Below are 19,482 nucleotides of genomic sequence, written 5' to 3' on the forward strand. Positions count from 1 at the left end.
CCTCAGAAATAACTTTCTATCTATACAGCATATGAATAGATTTACCGTTTTCAATTCACAAACTTACTTGCCTTAATTCAAGGAGGATTATAAAATGTCTGATCTTTATTCCCGTCTTTCAAAAGATGATGCTGCCGTGCTTTTAGTTGACCATCAAACCGGCCTTATTTCCGGTCTCGTGCGTGACTATGGCGTTGATGAATTTAAGAACAATGTATTGGCTCTCGGTGATACGGCTAAATTCTTTGATTTACCGGTTATTTTAACAACCAGCTTTGAAAACGGACCCAACGGACCGCTCATGCAAGAACTCGTTGATCTCTTTCCTGATGCGCCAAAAATAGCCCGTCCCGGACAAATTAATGCATGGGACAATGAAGACTTTGTTAAAGCCATTGAAGCGACTGGCAAAAAACAGCTGATTATCGCGGGGGTGGTAACAGACGTCTGCGTTGCTTTTCCTGCGCTTTCTGCCATTAAAGCAGGCTACGAAGTGTTTGTTGTGACAGATGCTTCGGGGACGTTTAATAAGCAAGTAGCAGATGCATCACTAACCCGTATGGCTCATGGCGGCGCACAGCTGATGAACTGGTTCAGCGTAGCATGCGAGCTTCAGCGTGATTGGCGCAACGATGTTGAAGGTTTTGGCGCATTAATCTCCAGTCATCTTCCCGGTTATCAAAACTTAATGGGAAGCTATATGGGGGCTCAGCGGGACCTTAGTACACAAAATGCATAAAAGGAGCGCTGATTGAATCAGCGCCCCTTTTTTAAATTCGCGGCTCTTCATGATTTAGATTTTGTGTAAATAGATGATCGGCAATCGCAAAGTTAATTGATCCTTTTCTGCTAAATGTACAGAAACAGGGAGTCAAATCCGCAGCATGTGATTACATCTGCAACTTAAAAATCACTCCGGCCGGGAATGTATCTTACAGAGACGCCTTTAAGATGGCAAGTACGTCATCTTTGTTCAGTTTTTGGAAATTGCCGAATCCGCCGTATTCCATTTCTTTTGCGGCGATGTCTGCAATCAGCTCAAGCTTGTCTTCGCCGATGTCATAATCCGCAAGGCGGGACGGCGCGCCGAGGCTTGTCCAGAACGCAGATAATTTATCGATCCCTTCAAGCGCAATTTCTTTATCCGTTTTGCCTTCAGTATCAATGTCAAACATGTTGAGCATGAGGTTTTTAAAACGGTCTACATTTGTATCCAGCGTGTATCTCATCCAGTTCGGGAACAGAATCGCAAGTCCTCCCGCGTGAGGGATGTCATACACCGCTGATACGGCGTGCTCCATCGTATGGGAAGCCCAATCGCCGAAATAGCCCATTTGCAGCGTGCCGTTTAATGCGATCGTACCCGCGTATAAAATCGTTTCACGGTGCTTATAGTTCTCAAGGTCTTCCAAAAGTTTCGGCGCTGTTTCAATTACCGTCTGAAGGACCGCAAAACACATTCTGTCCTGAAGCGGCGTGTTTTCAACATTGTGGAAGTATTGTTCAAATACGTGGCTCATCATATCCACCATGCCGTATACGGTTTGGTTTTCCGGAACGCTGAAAGTATTCTCAGGATCTAAAATGGAGAAACGCGGATGAGTGACATTGCTGCCCCATACGAATTTTTCGTTTGTTTCCCAATTTGTGATAACGGAATCAGGGTTCATTTCAGAGCCTGTCGCCGCAAGCGTCAGCACCGTGCCGAACGGGAGTGCGTCCTACGCCGTTACTTTTTTGCTGTAAATGTCCCATGCGTCGCCGTCATATTTCGCACCGGCCGCAATCGCTTTTGTACAGTCGATGACACTTCCGCCGCCGACTGCGAGAAGGAAATCAATCTCATGCTGTCTGCACAGCTCAATTCCTTTATTTACCGTTTCCAGACGCGGGTTCGGTTCAACGCCCGCAAGCTCATGAACGGTTGCGCCTTCTTCTTTTAAGATGCCTGTTACTTGGTCATACAGGCCGTTTCGCTTAATGCTGCCGCCTCCGTAAACAAGCAGCACGTTTTTCCCGTATTGCTTCAGCTCTTTTTTCAATTGGTCGATTTGACCTTTTCCGAAAATCAGTTTCGTCGGATTGTAGTACGTAAAGTTCTCCATTTATCATGACCTCCAAAAAAATCGTAAGGGAATTACTATAACACAGAAAAAAAGGAGCTGCCAATCCGGCCGCCCCCTTTATGTTATTACAATGATGCTTTCAGTATCGCAAGCACGTCTTCTTTCTGCAGTGACTTGAACTGTCCGAATGCTCCGTTTGCCATCGCTTTATCTGCAATCGTATCCAGCTTCTCATCAGAAATATCATAATCAGCGAGTCTGTTCGGAGCGCCGAGGCTCGTCCAGAAATCAGACAGCTTGCTGATTCCTTCAAGTGCGATCTCTTCATCTGATTTGCCTGTCTCGTCAATATCGAAGACACGGACGGCAAGCTGTTTAAAGCGGACCGGATTTTCTTTGAGCACATGTCTCATCCAGTTCGGGAACAGAATCGCTAAACCTCCGGCGTGCGGTATATCGTAAACCGCTGATACCGCATGCTCGATGTTGTGTGTGGCCCAATCCCCTCTTGCGCCCATTGACAGCATTCCGTTTAATGCGATCGTGCCTGTATATAAAATCGTCTCACGAAGCTCGTAGTTCTCCAGATCATTGATCAGCTTCGGCGCTGTTTCAATCACCGTGCGCAGAAGCGATTCACACATCCGGTCCTGATACGGCGTGTTTGACGTGTGGTGGAAATATTGTTCAAACACATGGCTCATCATATCGACCATGCCGTAAATGGTGTGGTCTTTCGGAACGGTAAATGTGTTTACCGGATCGAGAATAGAGAATTTAGGGTAAACGAGAGGGCTCCCCCATCCGTATTTCTCTTGTGTCTCCCAGTTTGTGATGACTGATCCGGAGTTCATCTCTGAACCGGTTGCCGCAAGGGTCAGCACTGTTCCGAACGGCAGCGCTTCTTTCGGCTGGTGTTTTTTCGTGACGATATCCCACGCGTCGCCGTCATATTTAGCGCCCGCCGCGATGGCTTTCGTGCAGTCAATGACACTTCCGCCGCCGACGGCCAATAAGAAATCGATGCTGTTTTCTTTACAGAGCGCAACACCTTTGTTCACCGTTGAGACACGCGGATTCGGCTCTACGCCTGCCAATTCATGTACGGTAACTCCTGCTTTTTTCAGCAGTTCGGTTACTTGATCATAAAGACCGCTGCGCTTAATGCTGCCGCCCCCGTATACGAGCAGTACGTTCTTTCCGTACGGCTTGATTTCTTCAGGAAGTTTTTCGACCTCTCCCTTTCCGAAAATCAATTTGGTCGGATTCCAATATGTAAAGTTTTGCATGACATCTCCTCCTTTGGATTTATATTATGCAGAAAGATGACATTCAATGTAAAGCAATCCGCTTTTTTGACGGCACATCACACGGTTTACAGACAGCGGCTTCCCGGGAAAGGCACTTGTACAGCTTGAGACAGTGTGTGATTTACACGGCGGAGAATGTAGTATGCATAGATTCTTTGCTTTGTCACAATCTATAACTGTTTCACGAATTCATAGAGGAGGTTGTTTACATGAGTGTTATTCAGCGTATCTGTCTCGTATTAACGATTATCGGCGCTATTAACTGGGGACTGATCGGATTTTTCCAATTTGATTTAGTAGCAGCCATCTTCGGCGGCCAAGGATCAGCTCTGTCGCGGATTATTTACGGTCTTGTCGGCATCGCCGGTCTGATCAATCTCGGCCTGCTGTTTAAGCCGAACGAAGAAACATCCCGCGAGGAAGCGGCAAATCCGGAAGTCAGATAAACATAAAAAAAGCACCGAACATACATATCCGGTGCTTTTTTTGATGATTATTTTTTGATAAGGTCTTTGCGGTTGGACTGTTCAATCCACTCTTCAAGCTTATCTTTCAATGTGTTGAAACCTTGCGGAGCAGATGTTTCTTCAGAAGCTTGAGCCGCTTTCGGTTTTCTTGGTTTGCTTTCTTTTCTTTCAGGCGCCGCTTGAGTCGCACGGATAGAAAGGCTGATTTTGCCTTTTTCTTCGTCAACCGCAAGTACTTTTACTTGTACTTCGTCACCGATAGAAAGGTGTTCGTTAATGTCTTTTACGAAACCGTGAGTGACTTCAGAAATGTGAACAAGTCCTTGAGTTTCTTCATCTAATGCAACAAACGCACCATACGCTTGTAATCCTGTTACTTTACCAGTGTAAACACTGCCCACTTCAAATTTTGCTGCCATTCATAACAACTCCTAAGTTAAATTAAATACAGATTATACGCAATTTAAAATTATATCATACAAGTTTGTTTTTCGCAAAGAGAACTTTTTTACATGATCATGTTTAAGCACAGAAAAATGGGGGTATACTATGATTACGAAGGCTTTCTAGTATTCCCCCCTTTTATTTGGATGCGAACCGGGTTCGTATCTTTTTTTATGCCTTTTTTTCAACAAACCGTTTGATTCTGACGAGCGCTTCCTGAATCTGCTCAATGGATGTCGCATAGGAACATCTGATGTAGCCTTCGCCGCTCGGGCCGAACACATTCCCCGGAACGACGGCTACTTTTTCCTCAATGAGCAGCTGTTCCGCGAATTCTTCTGAACTCATGCCGGTCGACTGAATGGAAGGAAAGGCGTAAAATGCTCCGCCGGGGTGGTGGCAGCCGAGTCCGATTTCGTTCAATGTCTCCACAATCAGGTTTCGGCGTCTCCGATAGCTTTTCTTCATTCTTTCGACGTCTTCCTGGCCGTTTTTCAGCCCTTCAAGTGCCGCGTACTGAGCCATGGAAGGCGCGCACATCATCGCGTGCTGATGAATTTTGAGCATGGCATCCCTGATCACGGGAGGCGCCGCCGTAAATCCGAGTCTCCACCCCGTCATGGCAAATGCTTTGGAGAAGCCGGAAATAAGAACCGTGCGTTCCTTCATGCCGCGGATGGCCCCCATGCTCGTGAATGGCTCATCATACGTCAGCTCGGCATAAATTTCATCGGCAAGCACAATCAAGTCGTGTTTTTCAGCGAAAGCAGCGATGGATTCAAGCTCTTCTTTCGAATAGACAGAACCTGTCGGATTTGACGGCGAACATAGAAGCAGCGCTTTTGTTTTGTCCGTCAGGGCTGCTTCAAAATCGGCTGCTGATGCTTTGAAACCTTTTGCAGCGACAGTCTGAATCGGCACCGGCTTCGCCCCCGTCAGGGTCACGAGTGATTCATATGCGACAAAACACGGTTCGGGAATTAACATTTCCTCCCCGGGATTCATAATGGCGCGGACAGCGAGATCAAGCGCCTGGCTTGCCCCTACAGTAACGATCAGTTCACTGTCAGGCGAATAACTCAGGCCGAACCGCTGATCTAAGTAGCGGCTGATTTCTTCTCTCAGTTCATAAAGACCCGCATTTGCCGTATAAGCCGTATAACCCTGTTCTAAAGAAAGAATACTCGCTTCCCTCACGTTCCAGGCCGTCACAAAGTCAGGCTCTCCCACTCCCAGTGAAATGACGCCTTCCATCGTAGCGGCCAGATCAAAGAATTTGCGGATGCCTGACGGTTTAATCTGCTGCACGTAGTCAGATAAATAAGAAGTCTTCGATTCCATTTACGGAGACACCACGATTCTTTTGTCATCGTCTCCGCTTTCAAAGACTTTGCCGTCATGCTTATATTTTTTCAGGATAAAGTGCGTTGTCGTGGAAACGACAGACTCAAGGGTGGACAATTTTTCAGACACGAAGCTTGCCACGTCTGACATCGTGTTGCCGCGAATAACGACAGATAAGTCATACACCCCTGACATCAGGTACACTGATTCAACTTCCTGGAATCTGTATATCCGCTCAGCGACTTCATCAAAGCCGACATTTCGTTTCGGAGTGACTTTTACGTCAATCATCGCCGTAACGCCTTCCAAACCGTCGACTTTGCGCCAGTCGATCATCGCCGCATAATCAATGATGACTTTTTCCTTTTCAAGCTTTTCAATGATGCTTTTGACTTCTTCAGCGGGAATGTTTGCCATTTTCGCAATCGTTTCCGCATCAACGCGGCTGTTTTCGTCTAAAATTTCTAATATTTCTGTTTCTTTTTCGGTCAGCTTCATACGTTTCACACCTTTGCATTATCAAAAATCTTCATGACATTATATCACGATTTTCGACAAATGCTAAGAAAAACCCGAAAGAAACCAGAGCTAAAATCTGACAATCAAATAAGCCTTTACATTACAACAAAGAAAGGATGGCGAAGGCTCTCATGGAAGCTGTTTCACCGATTAAACGGGCCGCGATAGACGGAGTTGAGCTATATTACGAGCATTATGAAAATCCCGGCAGACAGACACTCGTCTGCGTACACGGTTTTTTATCTTCGGCATTCAGCTTCAGAAAACTGATCCCGCTGCTCAGAAACCATTATGATATTATCGCCGTTGACCTGCCTCCTTTCGGGCAATCGGAAAAGTCACGGACATTCGTATATACTTACGCAAACCTCGCCAAGCTTCTGATCGGACTTCTGGAAAAGCTCGGTATCAGCCGGGCCGCACTCATCGGCCATTCAATGGGCGGCCAGATTTCCTTATCCGCGTCTCTTCTCAGACCCGAGCTTTTTTCTAAAATCGTCCTGCTGTGCAGCTCGGGGTATTTAAAGCGCTCGCACCCGTCGATTATATTCGGGACGCATCTCCCTTGTTTTGACCTGTATCTTAAGTATTGGCTTTCAAAAGACGGCGTGCTGAACAACCTGTTAAATGTCGTTCACGACCGGACGCTTATCGATCAGGAAATGATTGACGGTTACGAAAAACCATTTACAGACCGCCAGATTTTCAAAGCGATGACAAGGTTTATCAGACACAGGGAGGGCGATTTAGAGCCCGAGGATTTGAAGAAAGTGCAAAACCCCGCTCTTTTAATATGGGGAGAAGAAGACCGGGTCGTTCCGGTCTCAATCGGAAAACGGCTTCATGACGACCTGCCGGATTCCATTCTGTATTCACTCAAGGATACGGGGCACCTCGTACCCGAAGAGCGCCCGGAGTTTGTTTCGGAGCGGATTTTTGAATTTATTCAATAAAAAAACCGGCGGAACCGCCGGTTTTTATGGGGTGCAGGAGCTGCTTTCTTTTATGGACAGAAGCTGCTCGGCGGCCTTTTGGCAGCCTTCGATCGGAAGCTTTTGCTCAAATGAAGCTTCAAAGATATCCTGAATGGCTGCTGCCAGCTTGTCGGCACGGTCTTCACTGTAGACGGCCTGAACGATGTCGACGGCTTCTGTCTCATAAAAATCTTCTCCATATTTAAACGGGTCCCACTTGGCAATGATTTTCATCATTTCCATGACCGCTTGGCTTTCTTCCATTTTCATCACCGCTTATAATAAAGTTTGCAATTCTATTTTATCATAGATACGCTGTGCAAAATAATGATACTACAGGAGTGACATACATGAACTTTGATCTTCGAGAAAACCGTCTTGGCACACAATCGGTGAAATGGGACAAGGCGGAAGCGTTATTCGGCGTATCGGATGCGCTTCCGATGTGGGTTGCCGATATGGATTTCCGCGCTCCCGAAGCGGTCACTGACGCCTTAAAAGCCCGCCTTGACCACGGCATATTCGGTTATACGTCTCCTGACGAAAACACAAGAGAAGCTGTCGCTTCATGGCTCGAGACACGGCACGGCTACCGGCCCGATCCCGCAAGCATCACGTTCAGTCCCGGAGTTGTCACGGCAATCAGCATGGCAGTACAAGCCTTTACCGAACCGGGCGATCCGGTGTTGATTCAATCACCGGTGTATACGCCTTTTTATCAGATGATCAAGGAAAACAAACGGCAGGTTTTACATAACCCATTACGGGAAGAAAACGGCGTCTACTGCATGGATTTTGAGGATCTTGAGAAAAAGCTGAACGATTCTGAGGTCAAGCTGATGATTCTTTGTAATCCCCACAATCCGTCCGGCAGAGCGTGGAGCCGGGATGAGCTTATGAAGCTCGGATCGCTGTGCGCCGCTCATAACGTCACCGTCGTTTCTGACGAGATACATTCCGACTTGATGCTGTACGGAAAGCCGCATACGCCTTTTGCTTCTCTGTCTGAGGAGTTTGCGCGGATTTCCGTTACTTGTGTCGCGCCGAGCAAGACGTTTAATATTGCCGGCATTCAGGCATCCGCCATTATCATTCCCGACCGTTATAAGCGGGCGAAATTCTCCGCCGCATTGCATCAGAACGGGATTTCCAGCCTCAACACATTTGCGGTTGCAGCAATCGAAGCGGCTTATACAAAGGGAGGCCCTTGGCTTGACGCGCTGATTCCTTACATTGAAGGGAATATGAAATTGGCTGAGGACTTTTTAAGAAAAGAATTGCCGAAAGTCCGTATGATGAAGCCCGACGCTTCCTATTTGATCTGGATGGATTTCAGCGAGTACGGATTTTCGGATGCCGAGCTCAAAGAAAGAATGCTCAAAAAAGGGAAAATCATATTAGAGCCGGGAACAAAATACGGACCGGGCGGCGAAGGATTTATGAGACTTAATGTCGGCTGTTCAGCCGCCGCCGTAAAAGAAGGGCTTGAGAGAATGAAAGCAGCGCTCGCTTAGCAGCGGAAAGAACGCCTTTATCAGATGAGATAAGGGCGTTCGCTTTAGAGAAATATATACTTTTTTTTCCGGTAAAGATGTTATAATAGATTCATATTTACATAGGAAAGGATTTCGCATAAATGGAGATTGTAAAGGATTACCTGCTTCACTTCTCTTTTATTTTATTCCCTATTTTTCTTTATCAAGTCTTCTGGCTCAGCAAGCCCGATTTGCTTGTGCCGAGAGCGAACCGCCTGCTGGTCGCCGTATTTGCAGCGTCATCTTCCTTATTATGTACGGCTTTTCCCATCCAGGAGCTTCATTCCGTCCGTTACGGTTTGCAGCTGATTCCCATTATCGTCTGCCTGCTTTATTCCGGTACCGGTGCAGGACTTGCCGCAGGGGCGGCATCCGTTTTTTTTCAGCTCATATGGTTTGAACCTTCCGCTCTTTTTTTCTTATCCTTAATTCCTTTTTTAATCATCATCCCTATCCAGCTCCAAACGAAATGGCCTTTTTTTTCAAAGCGGAAGAAACTGCTTTTCGCTCTTCTCATCGGCTGCACTGAAACCGCCTTATTAACCGCATCTGTCTTCATCTATTCCGCGACCAATATTTTCAATTTTCAAAATCTACCTTCCGTTTATTATGAGGCGGCAGTATCTGTTTTTTTTCAAGTCAGCGCCCTTTTGCTGTGCATTTATTTGATTGAGATCATTGATGAGAATGCGTCCATGCGGGCAAGGCTGATTCACTCAGAAAAAATGGCCGTCGTCAGCGAGCTTGCGGCAAGCGTCGCCCATGAAGTCCGCAATCCGCTTACGGTCGTCAGAGGTTTTGTGCAGCTGCTGTTCAGCGGCGAGCAGCTTCAGGACAAATCCCACTCCGGATATCAGAAACTTGTGCTGTCCGAACTCGACCGGGCTCAGACGATCATTACGAATTATCTCGATATGGCGAAGCAGGATGACTATGAAAAAGAAAAGTTTGATATTTCTCTGCTCGTAAAGGAAACAGGTTCCTTAATGGAGTCTTATGCCCATTTTAAATCGGTGACCGTTACGGTTCGAAGCGAGCCTGATTTATATGTGTTCGGCGATGTAAAAAAACTGAAACAGGCCTTCATTAATCTGATTAAAAACAGTATTGAAGCCGTGCCCTCTGAAAACGGCCGAATCGAGGTCTCCGTCCAAAAACAGGAAGAGATGATTCTCATTCAGATTACGGATAACGGAATCGGCATGTCCGATGAAGAACTGCAGAAACTCGGCAAGCCGTATTATACGCTGAAAACGAACGGCACCGGGCTCGGGCTTACCGTGACATTCTCGATTATTCAGCATCATGAAGGCTCCGTCTGTTTCACCAGCGGCGAGCACTCGGGCACAACGGCCTCAGTCAGGCTTCCGGCAGCTGTTCACTAGCCAACCGCGTTGATCTTTTATAGAATAACTAGAGAGAGGTGAACGCTATGAATACGTTTGAAATCGGCACAATCGTAAAAGGGTTTTATAAAACAGGAGCATACATAGGGGAAGTGACAGACGTCAGGCCCAATCACTATTTAGTGAAAATCAAAGCCGTTCTGACGCATCCCGCTCAAGGAGATCTTCATCATCCGAAGCAGGCGGATGTTCCGTTTTTTCATGAAAGAAGAGCGCTTGCATTCGGGGAACAGACAAACATACCGCATCAGATGGTCAAACCGTTTGATGGCGAGGTGCCTGATTATACGGCTTCCTTACAAGCGGCGTCTGCCCGGCTGAAAGATCAGCTTACAGCGGACGGCTCAGAATGGGCGGAACGTTCGCTCGCCAACTTGGCCGCGTTAGAGCGTGACTATTTTAAAAGAACTTGACCCAGTCGGCATGATTGGGTTTTTTTATGTGGCCCGGCGAAACAGTTCAGTCAGATCGACGCGATCACCGATCGTCGGAGGTTTCGGTTTTTCAAGATATTGTTTATCCCGCTCGACAAGCTTGAATAATTTGTATGTCGTCCGCGCATCATCCAGCGCTTTATGATGCGTGCCCGTCCCTTTATCGCCATACTCTTCTGCCGCTTTCCAAAGGCCGGTCAATGTTCTGTCGCCGAAGAAGTTTTTGTATTCAAGGGACAGATCCCGAAGTTCTCCTTTGAACGGAAAAGGGATGTGGTTAAACATGCAATTTTGCTTTAACACTTTCATATCCATATTGCCCCAGGTGACGATCGTGCAGTTTTTATCAGGATCAAGCTCATTTAATTTGCGGATGAATTCATTAAACGTGATTCCGCCGTCCACGTCTTTTTGGGTGATGTTCAGAAAGGTTTTGCATCGTTTCGTCAGCTTCGGAAATTTTTTCGGTTTGATATAACTCGAAAACGTTTCAGTCACTTCATCATTCACCGTCTTGACAATCCCCGCTTCAATAATCTCGGGAAAGAAATTTTGCGGGCTGTATTTTCCGTCAGGCATCGTAAATTCAAAATCAATAATGAGCAGACTGCGCTGATCCACTTTTTTACACCTGCCTTTCCTCCGATCAAAAATGATATTTTATGATAGTATATCAGTTTCCCCTCTGAAACTTTCTTCATTTTCTAAAAATAATGAATTTTCCTATATCCGCATCGAAAATACAAATACCGGATTCATTCCTATATACTAATGATTAGATACACGAAAAGTAAAGAAGGTGATGTTATTTCTGTCCGTAAGAAGAACTTCGTCGTCATTTGGATTACAAATTTCTTTATTTCCGCCAGCATGACCATGATTGTTCCGTTTCTTTCGTTATATATCGAAACGATCAGCCCCCATTCGGGCGGGTATGTGCAGAGATGGAGCGGGTATGTGTTCGGCGTCACGTTTTTAATGGCATTTGTGATTTCCCCGTTTTGGGGAAGATTCGGCGATAAGCGCGGCTACAAAAAAATTCTCTTGATTACAGGAACCGGCATTGCCATCAGCATTTTATTGATGGGGTTTGTGACATCCGTTTATCAGCTGTTTGTCCTGCGGCTGCTTATGGGTCTAGTAACAGGCTTTGTTCCGACATCGCTTGCCATGATTTCGGCGCAGACGCCGAAAGAGACTGCCGGGAAGACGCTCGGCACGCTGCAGATGGGTCAGGTGTCAGGCACTTTATTCGGACCGATGCTGGGCGGGCTGCTCGCTGACAGCTTCGGGTTTACGTACACATTTTTTATTACGTCTTTTGTCATTTTCGCATCTGTGCTTCTCGTTTTATTTCAGGTGAATGAGCAGCCGCTCGGCGAGAAACAAAACAAGCGGAAAACCTACTCCAGAAAACAGGTGCTCTCTTATATTTTTCACCAGCCCGCGCTTTGGGCGATGATGGTGCTTACTATGATCGTGCAGACCGGCAATTTCAGCATCCAGCCGCTGCTCGCTTTATATGTCAATGAGCTGCACGGACCTGTTAATTTAGCTTTTTTCTCCGGAATGGCGTTTTCAGCGACCGGACTCGGAAGCTTATTGCTTGCCCGGAAATGGGGGGACTTCGGCGACCGCTTCGGCCACAGCCGGATCTTAATCGTGCTTTTGATTGCCTCAGCGGTGTTTTTCATTCCGCAGGCGCTCGCCTCCTCCCTCTCCATTCTGTTAGTCTTCAGATTTCTGTTCGGCATGGTCATGGGCGGCACGCTCCCCTGCATTACGGCCGCGATCCGCGTCAGGGCGCCGGGCAGCATCCAGGGAGAGGTGCTCGGCTATAACGTCAGCTTTCGTTTTCTCGGAAATGTGCTCGGCCCTCTGCTCGGAGGTGCGGTCTCGAGCGGTTTTTCCATTTCGGCTGCTTTCTACGTCACCGCCTTTCTCTTTTTAATAGGCGCGGGGCTTTTATGGATGGCGGGACATTTGCAAAAGGATACAGCGTCAAATGCGGGCTGACCGGCAGCGATCACGATTTCTTCTAAATTTAACCTTCTCGTATTCTTAAAAGAATGATACGATATGGCTAGAAATCAGGAGAAAAGAGAGTGACCATGGTACGTAAAATAATCGGATGGATTTTGCTGCTCGGCATTATCCCGTTGTGTGCATTTACAGTTATTGCTTCCGGCAAAGAGGTAAAACAAATCAAGCCTTTTGATCAGGTGCTCGATAAACATATTGATTTAAAAGCGATCAACCTGGTTCAAAACAGTTACATGTATGACAGGGACGGAAGCCTTGTTTCTGAGATTGTCAGCGATCATGAGAACCGCGTGATCGTGCCCTTTAATAAAATACCGAATGAGGTAAAACAGCTGTTTTTAACCTCTGAAGACCGCCATTTTTATGAGCATAAAGGGTTTGACTTTATGGGGATGGTCAGGGCGGCCGCCTCCAATTTCAAAGATCATAAAATTGACCAGGGCGCCAGCACCATCACCCAGCAGCTGGCAAGGAATGTGTATTTAAGCCATGAACGCACCTTCAGCCGAAAACTGACGGAGCTGGCCTATTCCTATCAGCTTGAGAAAAAATACAGCAAAGATGAGATTTTAGAAGGCTACTTAAATACGATTTATTTTAATAACGGTGTATACGGTGTCGGTTCGGCGGCACAATTTTATTTCAGCAAGCCGCTGAAATCTCTCACTTTGGGAGAGATGGCCTTTATCTGCGCCATCCCTAATAACCCTACATTATATGATCCTCTCAAGCATTTTGATTATACGAAAAAACGACAAGTCAGATTGCTTAACGGATTGAAAAAAGCAGGCGTTATATCCGGGAAACAGCTGAAAAAAGCCGAAAAGGAAAAGATCAAGCTTGATATAAACGAAAAAACAAATAAATATCCTGACTATGTTTCCTATGTAAATGATGAATTCACACAGCTTGTTTCATCATCCGAAGGCTATGACAAACGTCTTGAAAAAGCTTCCGGAAAGGCGAAACAAAAAATACAGAGTGAGCTTTCCGACAGAGTCAGCACATTGTTAAAAGACGGCGTGAAGATTTATACGGCGCTGAATCCGTATATGCAAAACCAGGTCGTCGCCCAAGTGAATCAAAATCTGCCGTATGCAGGCGTTCAGGGCGGAGCGGCCGTGATTAATCATCAGACACATCAGATTATCGCGCTTTCAGGCGGGAAAGATTATCATAAATATGATTTCAACCGCGCCTATCAAGCATACAGACAGCCCGGTTCATCCATTAAGCCGCTGCTTGATTACGGACCTTACATTGAAAAGACCGGCGCAACGCCACACAGCAAGATTGACGCAAGCAAATTCTGCAGTGCGGATTACTGCCCGCAGAACTATAATAACCGCACGTACGGCACGGTCACGCTGGAAACGGCGTTTAAATACTCGTACAACACACCGGCCATCAGAATCATGGACCGCGTCGGCGTCAATAAGGCGTTCAGCTACCTTGAACCGTTTCATTTCGCGAAGCTGGTCAGCGCGGATTACCGTCTGCCTGCGGCGCTTGGCGGTTTTACAAACGGCATGACGCCGCTTGAAATGACCAATGCGTACACCACGTTCGGCAACAACGGCGTTTATACGCCGAGTCACGCGATTACAAAAGTGACTGATTTAAAAGGAAAAACGATATTAAAATGGAAAGATGAGCCGACGCAGGTATTCAGCGTGCGGACCAACATGCAGATCAAAGAAATGATGAAAGCCGTCGTCAAAAGCGGTACAGGAAAGAAAGCGAACTTTAAAGCTCCGTACGTCGGCGGAAAATCAGGAACGTCAAATGACTATCACGATATGTGGTTTGTCGGTCTGACGGACGCTTATACGATGGGGGTATGGGTCGGCAAGGATACACCGTCAAGCGTCGAATATCTTCATGACGCAAGCCCTCAGCTTTCGATCTGGAAAAACACGCTGCAGGCAGCTTACTAAAGATAACGGAGGGGATCCGCTTTGAAACCAGCTCAGCTTCCGGACCGCGTGCTTTTGTTTGACGGCGTCTGCAACTTATGCAGCGGCGCCGTTCAATTCATCATTAAACGCGATCCGGCCGGCAAAATCTCATTTGCATCATTGCAATCAGATACCGCCCGGGAGCTTTTGGCATCAGAAGGACTTCCGACAGAACAATTTGACAGCATGATTTTCATCGAAAACGGGCGGATATACAAAAAATCCGCAGCCGTGTTAAAGGTTTCGCGTCATCTCCGCGGAGCCTGGCGGCTGTCAGCGGTTTTTTTCGCAGTGCCCCGCCCCCTCAGGGACAGAGCCTATTCTTTCATCGCCCGGCGCCGTTACAAATGGTTCGGAAAAAGGGAAGCATGCATGCTCCCCTCCCCTGAGATCAAAAACAGATTTCTGTCTTAACAAAAATGGCTAGCTTACACAGGTAAGCTAGCCATTATGCTATTATAAAGCTTGATAAAGATGTACAAAATACCGATAACAAAAGTAAACCAAAACAGAATCTCAAGCAATATAAAACCGATCAGCGAAACGATCGAGAGTGTCGAATAGATTCTGTACACCATGAAAATCAAATAAACGAGCGTAACAACGGCAAATAACGCCGCAATCCAAAAACCATTCTGCACGAGCGCAAAGGAAAGAATTCCTCCGCCTACATAAATTAAAGAGCCTAATCTGATTTTTTTCAGATTGTCCCCTTCAGGGTCATTTGTGAAAAACAAAAGAGACAGCTCTGTCACTGTGTTTGCAATCAGCTTCAAAGCCGAAAAAAGCATAAAATACACAAGGGCGAACGCTGCAAAAAGCGCCAGTCTGATCCCTTTCTCAGAGAAATAATCCAGCATCCCCTGATACATGCCGAGCGTCTGAAGTATCTTCATGACATAAAGCGAGGTAGAAATGGATAATGACGAACTAAAAAGCAGAATCGCAACGAGCGGAAAATAACCCGTCCAATAAGTATTTTTCATATAAAAAGTCCCTTTCTGTAATCTACCTCACTTATTATGGAGGACTTAAAACACATTGACAAGATAAAAAATTCCATTTTTCCTCACTTTTACGAAATAAGGGCCTGATCTTCACAAACAGGCTTTTTCGGAGTAAAGTAGAACGCGGGAATGATAAACGTAAGGAAGGCTGTTATGAAAAAAACATTAAAATTGCAAACCCGATTAACGATATTCGTCTGTATTGTCGTTCTTACCGCACTTTGTATCACCTTTTTCACGATCAGCGTCCAGACCGCGGACCGCGTGAAAGAAGAAGAACGGACAACCGCGCTGCGCACCGCAAAGCTGGTCGCGGAAACACCGAGTGTCGCGCAGGCATTGCAAACAAGAAAAGGGCTGAAAGAGCTCCGGAATTATACACTGGATGTCCAGCATACGACAGGAACCGAATTTGTCGTGGTGATGAATATGAACAGCATCCGCCTCACCCACCCCGACGCAAATAAAATCGGGAAGAAATTCACCGGCGGAGACGAACAGCCGGCAATGCACGGCCATATCAAAACGAGCACATCAGCGGGAACTCTCGGAAAATCCATGAGAGCCTTCGTACCGATCTATGGAAAAGATAAAAAACAAGTGGGCGTCGTTTCGGTCGGAATTTCGCTTAACAAAATACAGGATGTCGTCAGCCACAGTTTGAGACCGCTTTATTTCATCATCTGCGTAAGTATTTTTGTCGGCGTCATCGGAGCCGTGATTGTCGCCCGCACCGTCAAAAACATTATGTACGGTCTTGAGCCTTATGAAATCGCCACCCTCCTGGAAGAGCGGAGCGCCATGCTCGAATCAACGAAGGAAGGCATCCTGGCGGTTGACGCGCGGGGAAAAATTAAGCTTGCCAATGCGGAAGCGAAACGGCTTTTTATTAAAATGGGTATTCCGACTAATCCGGTCGATCAAGATGTGAACGATATTCTCCCGAAAAGCCGGCTGAAACAGGTGATTGAAACGAAAAAACCGCTTCAGGACAGGGATATCCGCATTAACGGACTTGAGCTGGTCTTTAATGAAGTTCCGATTCATCTGAAAGGACAAACCGTGGGAGCGATCGCCACGTTCAGGGACAAAACGGAGGTCAAACATTTAGCAGAACAGCTGTCCGGTGTTAAAATGTATGCAAACGCATTGAGAGCCCAGTCTCATGAATTCATGAATAAGCTTCATGTCATTTTAGGGCTTGTCCAGTTAAAAGAATACGATGATCTCGGCACTTACATTAAAGACATTGCCATTCAGCAGAAGACGGAAACAAGCGAGATTATAAGTGATGTCAAAAGTCCGGTTCTCGCAGGGTTTCTTCTGGGAAAACAAAGCTACATACGCGAGCAGGGCGCTGATCTGGACATTCAGCTCGGCAGCCTGATTCCGAATGCGGCGGATCCGGCCGTCATCCATGAGCTCATTACGATTATCGGAAACCTGTTAAACAACGCGCTCGACGCAGTGGCGCAGATGCCGAAAAAAAACATTACGTGCTCGATGCGGTTTCAGGATCGCCAGCTTGACATAGAGATTACGGATACGGGAGCCGGAATGTCTGCGGCAGACCAAGCCCGTATTTTTGAACAAGGTTATTCCACGAAAGGGACAAACCGGGGGTTCGGCCTCTATTTCACCCAGCAGGCAACAGAAAATTTAAAAGGCCATATGATTGTGACAAGTGAAAAGAATGAAGGAACGACTTTCAGTCTTCGCATTCCGTATGAACCGAAGGAGGAAAATGATGATTAATGTACTCATAGTTGAAGACGACCCCATGGTGGGTGAATTAAATAAGCGCTACCTCAGCCAGATTGAAGGATTCCAGCTGAAAGGGATCGCATCATCCTTTCAAAGCGCGCTGCACGTGCTGAGCGAGCATCATATCGATCTCATCCTTCTTGACATTTACATGCCGGGAAAAAACGGGCTTGAGCTTTTAACGGAAATCCGCAAGCAGAATGAATCGGTTGATGTCATCGTCATTTCGGCCGCAAGCGAGCTGGACGTCATTAAAAAAACGCTTCGGTACGGCGCCGTCGATTATTTAATCAAACCATTTGAATTTGACCGCTTTCAAACCGCTCTTTCCGACTACAAACGCAAGCAGAAAGTTTATCAATCACACAGAAGCATGACACAGAAAGAATTGGATGCCGAGCTTTTTCAAAAGAAAGAAGCGGCGGAAAAGGTTCACCTTCCGAAGGGATTGACAAAGAGCACGCTTAAACTCATCTGGGCGAGCATTGAGTCTTTCGGCGACGGCTCTTTTACCACGGAAGATCTCGCCAAGCATACTGAAATCTCGCAAGTCTCCATCCGGAAATACCTTAAATTTCTGGAAGACATACAAGTGCTGAATGTAGAGATGGCGTACGGCACGATCGGCAGACCCGTCTTTCAATATCATATCAACACCGGCAATGTCAGCAGCATCAAACAATATTTATAATGTCAAAAAGCGCCGTTCCGCTGTGAACGGTGCTTTTTTACTGTCATATCCCGTGACAAAAGGCTTGAGATTCCTTTTTGATATGCTATATAAGGATAATGACCCGGCTGATCCTCCTCTGTTTTATCCAGATGAGGAAGCTGATTCATAAAATTGATATTTTTTAAAAAATAAGCAAATTTCTATTTATTTATGACGGGTAAAATGATAAATTATGATTGGTTAGCAGATCTTTTCAGATAAGTCATAAGTCCCGAACCCGGAAGAGACAGCCGGTCAAGGCGGGAAAAAGAGAGACGTCTCATCATTATTATCAGAAAGTTTTTTCGATTCTGCATCCGGTACGGGGACTCAAGTCTGAATTGAACGGCACAGCCATATTTTACAGGGGGGTTATATCTTTGAAAAAACGCAAAATCGGAATGGCGATGGCGCTCATCGCGGCGGCCGGAACCATATTAAGCGCATGCGGTTCAAGTGACAAAGCAAACGGCTCCGGCAGCAAAAACTTTACCGTCGGCATGGTAACGGATATCGGCGGTGTCGATGACAAATCATTTAACCAGTCCGCCTGGGAAGGTATTCAGGCATTCGGAAAAGACAACGGGCTTACAAAAGGCAAAAGCGGTTTTGACTATCTTCAATCAAAATCAGATGCGGATTATACAACGAACTTAAATAAATTAGCGCGGGAACACTTTGACCTGATTTACGGCGTCGGGTATCTGATGCAGGATTCCATCAGCGAAATCGCCGATCAGCGCAAAGACACAAATTTTGCGATCATTGACGCCGTTGTCAAAAAAGACAACGTGGCGAGCCTTACATTTAAAGAGCAGGAAGGTTCATTCCTCGTGGGAGCGGCCGCTGCGCTATCGAGCAAAACGGGAAAAGTCGGATTCGTGGGCGGAATGGAGTCTGAATTGATCAAAAAATTCGAAATCGGCTTCCGCGCGGGTGTACAAGCCGCAAATCCGAAAGCGACCGTCGAAGTGAAATATGCGGGTGGATTTGACAAAGCCGATGTCGGTAAGGCGACGGCTGAAAGCATGTACAAATCAGGCGTTGACGTCATTTATCACGCGGCCGGCGCAACGGGAACGGGCGTCTTCACAGAAGCGAAAAATCTGAAAAAAGAAGATCCGAAGCGGAACGTATGGGTTATCGGTGTTGATAAAGACCAGTACGCGGAAGGTCAAGTCAAAGGCACAAAAGACAATGTCACTCTCACATCAATGGTCAAAAAAGTGGATACAGCCGTAGAGGACTTAACGAAAAAAGCGAGTGACGGGAAATTCCCGGGCGGCAAAACATTAACATACGGTTTGGCGCAAGATGCAGTCGGCATCTCGGATCACAAGGAGAACCTTTCTGACGATGTCATCAAAGCAACAGACGATTGGAAGAAGAAAATCGCGGACGGGCTCGAGATCCCTTCAACTGAAAAAGAATTGAAATCCTTCAAGGCTGAGTAAGAACCAGGGGATAAGGAGACTTCCATGCTTATCCCCTCTCTTTTA

Annotated in this window: 19 protein-coding genes and 1 pseudogene; 12 read left to right on the plus strand and 8 right to left on the minus strand. The window is 46.5% G+C overall.

The annotated features are described in order from the left end of the window. The first annotated feature begins 94 nt into the window (after positions 1–94). Positions 95–739, plus strand: a complete 645-nt coding sequence (gene ycaC, locus NYE38_RS15375) for an isochorismate family cysteine hydrolase YcaC (protein WP_014418745.1) — start codon at positions 95–97, stop codon at positions 737–739. A gap of 193 nt (positions 740–932) precedes the next feature. Here the strand turns inward: ycaC and NYE38_RS15380 are convergent. Both NYE38_RS15380 and NYE38_RS15385 read right to left on the minus strand, forming a co-directional pair. Next, a pseudogene (locus NYE38_RS15380) lies at positions 933–2,105 on the minus strand (iron-containing alcohol dehydrogenase). Positions 2,106–2,191: 86 nt separating this feature from the next. Next, entirely contained in the window at positions 2,192–3,355 is a 1,164-nt protein-coding gene (locus tag NYE38_RS15385; protein ID WP_017419408.1) for an iron-containing alcohol dehydrogenase, read from the minus strand. Between the two features lie 230 nt (positions 3,356–3,585). On the opposite strand from NYE38_RS15385, the gene NYE38_RS15390 reads away from it, so the two are divergent. After that, entirely contained in the window at positions 3,586–3,822 is a 237-nt protein-coding gene (locus NYE38_RS15390) for a DUF378 domain-containing protein (RefSeq protein ID WP_003152104.1), read from the plus strand. Between the two features lie 47 nt (positions 3,823–3,869). On the opposite strand, the gene yugI is transcribed toward NYE38_RS15390, so the two are convergent. The 3 genes from yugI to NYE38_RS15405 form a co-directional block, all read right to left on the minus strand. After that, positions 3,870–4,262 (minus strand): S1 domain-containing post-transcriptional regulator GSP13, encoded by a 393-nt coding sequence (yugI, locus tag NYE38_RS15395; protein ID WP_007408653.1) that lies wholly within the window; start codon positions 4,260–4,262, stop codon positions 3,870–3,872. A 196-nt stretch (positions 4,263–4,458) separates the two neighbouring features. Continuing rightward, positions 4,459–5,628: an aminotransferase gene (locus NYE38_RS15400; RefSeq protein ID WP_017419409.1), complete on the minus strand. Its 1,170-nt coding sequence runs from the start codon at positions 5,626–5,628 to the stop codon at positions 4,459–4,461. Next, the gene (locus NYE38_RS15405; RefSeq protein ID WP_003152098.1) at positions 5,629–6,129 is read right to left on the minus strand and encodes an Lrp/AsnC family transcriptional regulator; all 501 of its coding nucleotides are present in this window, start codon (positions 6,127–6,129) and stop codon (positions 5,629–5,631) included. Positions 6,130–6,281: 152 nt separating this feature from the next. Here NYE38_RS15405 and NYE38_RS15410 point away from each other — a divergent pair, with 152 nt between their 5' ends. Next, the gene (locus tag NYE38_RS15410) at positions 6,282–7,103 is read left to right on the plus strand and encodes an alpha/beta hydrolase (RefSeq protein ID WP_021495356.1); all 822 of its coding nucleotides are present in this window, start codon (positions 6,282–6,284) and stop codon (positions 7,101–7,103) included. A 24-nt stretch (positions 7,104–7,127) separates the two neighbouring features. On the opposite strand, the gene NYE38_RS15415 is transcribed toward NYE38_RS15410, so the two are convergent. After that, positions 7,128–7,388 (minus strand): DUF1871 family protein, encoded by a 261-nt coding sequence (locus tag NYE38_RS15415; RefSeq protein WP_014418748.1) that lies wholly within the window; start codon positions 7,386–7,388, stop codon positions 7,128–7,130. Between the two features lie 86 nt (positions 7,389–7,474). On the opposite strand from NYE38_RS15415, the gene NYE38_RS15420 reads away from it, so the two are divergent. From NYE38_RS15420 to NYE38_RS15430, 3 genes are all read left to right on the plus strand, one after another. Further along, on the plus strand, positions 7,475–8,638 hold the full coding sequence (locus tag NYE38_RS15420) for a MalY/PatB family protein (RefSeq protein ID WP_257989029.1): 1,164 nt from the start codon (positions 7,475–7,477) through the stop codon (positions 8,636–8,638). 122 nt (positions 8,639–8,760) lie between these two features. Further along, on the plus strand, positions 8,761–10,044 hold the full coding sequence (locus tag NYE38_RS15425) for a HAMP domain-containing sensor histidine kinase (RefSeq protein WP_022553702.1): 1,284 nt from the start codon (positions 8,761–8,763) through the stop codon (positions 10,042–10,044). Between the two features lie 47 nt (positions 10,045–10,091). Next, entirely contained in the window at positions 10,092–10,478 is a 387-nt protein-coding gene (locus tag NYE38_RS15430; protein ID WP_021495358.1) for a kinase-associated lipoprotein B, read from the plus strand. A 24-nt stretch (positions 10,479–10,502) separates the two neighbouring features. On the opposite strand, the gene kapD is transcribed toward NYE38_RS15430, so the two are convergent. Further along, positions 10,503–11,120: a 3'-5' exonuclease KapD gene (gene kapD, locus NYE38_RS15435; RefSeq protein WP_003152084.1), complete on the minus strand. Its 618-nt coding sequence runs from the start codon at positions 11,118–11,120 to the stop codon at positions 10,503–10,505. A gap of 150 nt (positions 11,121–11,270) precedes the next feature. On the opposite strand from kapD, the gene NYE38_RS15440 reads away from it, so the two are divergent. From NYE38_RS15440 to NYE38_RS15450, 3 genes are all read left to right on the plus strand, one after another. Then, entirely contained in the window at positions 11,271–12,515 is a 1,245-nt protein-coding gene (locus tag NYE38_RS15440; protein ID WP_014418752.1) for a multidrug efflux MFS transporter, read from the plus strand. 89 nt (positions 12,516–12,604) lie between these two features. Then, a complete protein-coding gene (locus NYE38_RS15445; protein WP_012118304.1) occupies positions 12,605–14,479 on the plus strand; it encodes a transglycosylase domain-containing protein in 1,875 nt (624 codons plus the stop codon). Between the two features lie 21 nt (positions 14,480–14,500). Then, positions 14,501–14,914 carry a thiol-disulfide oxidoreductase DCC family protein gene (locus NYE38_RS15450; protein WP_014305710.1) on the plus strand — a complete coding sequence of 138 codons (414 nt, stop codon included), beginning with the start codon at positions 14,501–14,503 and terminating at the stop codon, positions 14,912–14,914. A gap of 14 nt (positions 14,915–14,928) precedes the next feature. Here the strand turns inward: NYE38_RS15450 and NYE38_RS15455 are convergent, their stop codons facing one another. Next, a complete protein-coding gene (locus NYE38_RS15455; protein ID WP_007408662.1) occupies positions 14,929–15,486 on the minus strand; it encodes a YufK family protein in 558 nt (185 codons plus the stop codon). Between the two features lie 174 nt (positions 15,487–15,660). Between NYE38_RS15455 and malK the strand changes: the two genes are divergently transcribed. From malK to NYE38_RS15470, 3 genes are all read left to right on the plus strand, one after another. Continuing rightward, positions 15,661–17,262 (plus strand): malate sensor histidine kinase MalK, encoded by a 1,602-nt coding sequence (gene malK, locus NYE38_RS15460; protein ID WP_017419412.1) that lies wholly within the window; start codon positions 15,661–15,663, stop codon positions 17,260–17,262. Then, complete coding sequence (locus tag NYE38_RS15465) at positions 17,255–17,962, plus strand: response regulator (RefSeq protein ID WP_017419413.1); 708 nt, start codon at positions 17,255–17,257, stop codon at positions 17,960–17,962. The genes malK and NYE38_RS15465 overlap by 8 nt, the downstream gene beginning before the upstream one ends. Positions 17,963–18,363: 401 nt before the next feature. Further along, positions 18,364–19,437, plus strand: a complete 1,074-nt coding sequence (locus NYE38_RS15470; RefSeq protein WP_007408665.1) for a BMP family protein — start codon at positions 18,364–18,366, stop codon at positions 19,435–19,437. The last annotated feature ends 45 nt before the right edge of the window (positions 19,438–19,482 follow it).

It is taken from the genome of Bacillus sp. EU63, from assembly GCF_038592915.1.
Lineage (GTDB): Bacteria > Bacillota > Bacilli > Bacillales > Bacillaceae > Bacillus > Bacillus velezensis.

What these genes read in the sequence shown, in the direction of transcription:
- NYE38_RS15425 (WP_022553702.1), top strand. Translation starts at nt 8,761, where the DNA reads ATGGAGATTGTAAAGGATTACCTGCTTCACTTCTCTTTTATTTTATTC.
- ycaC (WP_014418745.1), top strand. Translation starts at nt 95, where the DNA reads ATGTCTGATCTTTATTCCCGTCTTTCAAAAGATGATGCTGCCGTGCTT.
- NYE38_RS15400 (WP_017419409.1), bottom strand. Translation starts at nt 5,628, where the DNA reads ATGGAATCGAAGACTTCTTATTTATCTGACTACGTGCAGCAGATTAAA.
- NYE38_RS15455 (WP_007408662.1), bottom strand. Translation starts at nt 15,486, where the DNA reads ATGAAAAATACTTATTGGACGGGTTATTTTCCGCTCGTTGCGATTCTG.
- NYE38_RS15405 (WP_003152098.1), bottom strand. Translation starts at nt 6,129, where the DNA reads ATGAAGCTGACCGAAAAAGAAACAGAAATATTAGAAATTTTAGACGAA.
- NYE38_RS15385 (WP_017419408.1), bottom strand. Translation starts at nt 3,355, where the DNA reads ATGCAAAACTTTACATATTGGAATCCGACCAAATTGATTTTCGGAAAG.
- NYE38_RS15440 (WP_014418752.1), top strand. Translation starts at nt 11,271, where the DNA reads ATGATTAGATACACGAAAAGTAAAGAAGGTGATGTTATTTCTGTCCGT.
- NYE38_RS15465 (WP_017419413.1), top strand. Translation starts at nt 17,255, where the DNA reads ATGATTAATGTACTCATAGTTGAAGACGACCCCATGGTGGGTGAATTA.
- NYE38_RS15420 (WP_257989029.1), top strand. Translation starts at nt 7,475, where the DNA reads ATGAACTTTGATCTTCGAGAAAACCGTCTTGGCACACAATCGGTGAAA.
- NYE38_RS15415 (WP_014418748.1), bottom strand. Translation starts at nt 7,388, where the DNA reads ATGGAAGAAAGCCAAGCGGTCATGGAAATGATGAAAATCATTGCCAAG.
- NYE38_RS15430 (WP_021495358.1), top strand. Translation starts at nt 10,092, where the DNA reads ATGAATACGTTTGAAATCGGCACAATCGTAAAAGGGTTTTATAAAACA.
- yugI (WP_007408653.1), bottom strand. Translation starts at nt 4,262, where the DNA reads ATGGCAGCAAAATTTGAAGTGGGCAGTGTTTACACTGGTAAAGTAACA.
- malK (WP_017419412.1), top strand. Translation starts at nt 15,661, where the DNA reads ATGAAAAAAACATTAAAATTGCAAACCCGATTAACGATATTCGTCTGT.
- NYE38_RS15390 (WP_003152104.1), top strand. Translation starts at nt 3,586, where the DNA reads ATGAGTGTTATTCAGCGTATCTGTCTCGTATTAACGATTATCGGCGCT.
- NYE38_RS15410 (WP_021495356.1), top strand. Translation starts at nt 6,282, where the DNA reads ATGGAAGCTGTTTCACCGATTAAACGGGCCGCGATAGACGGAGTTGAG.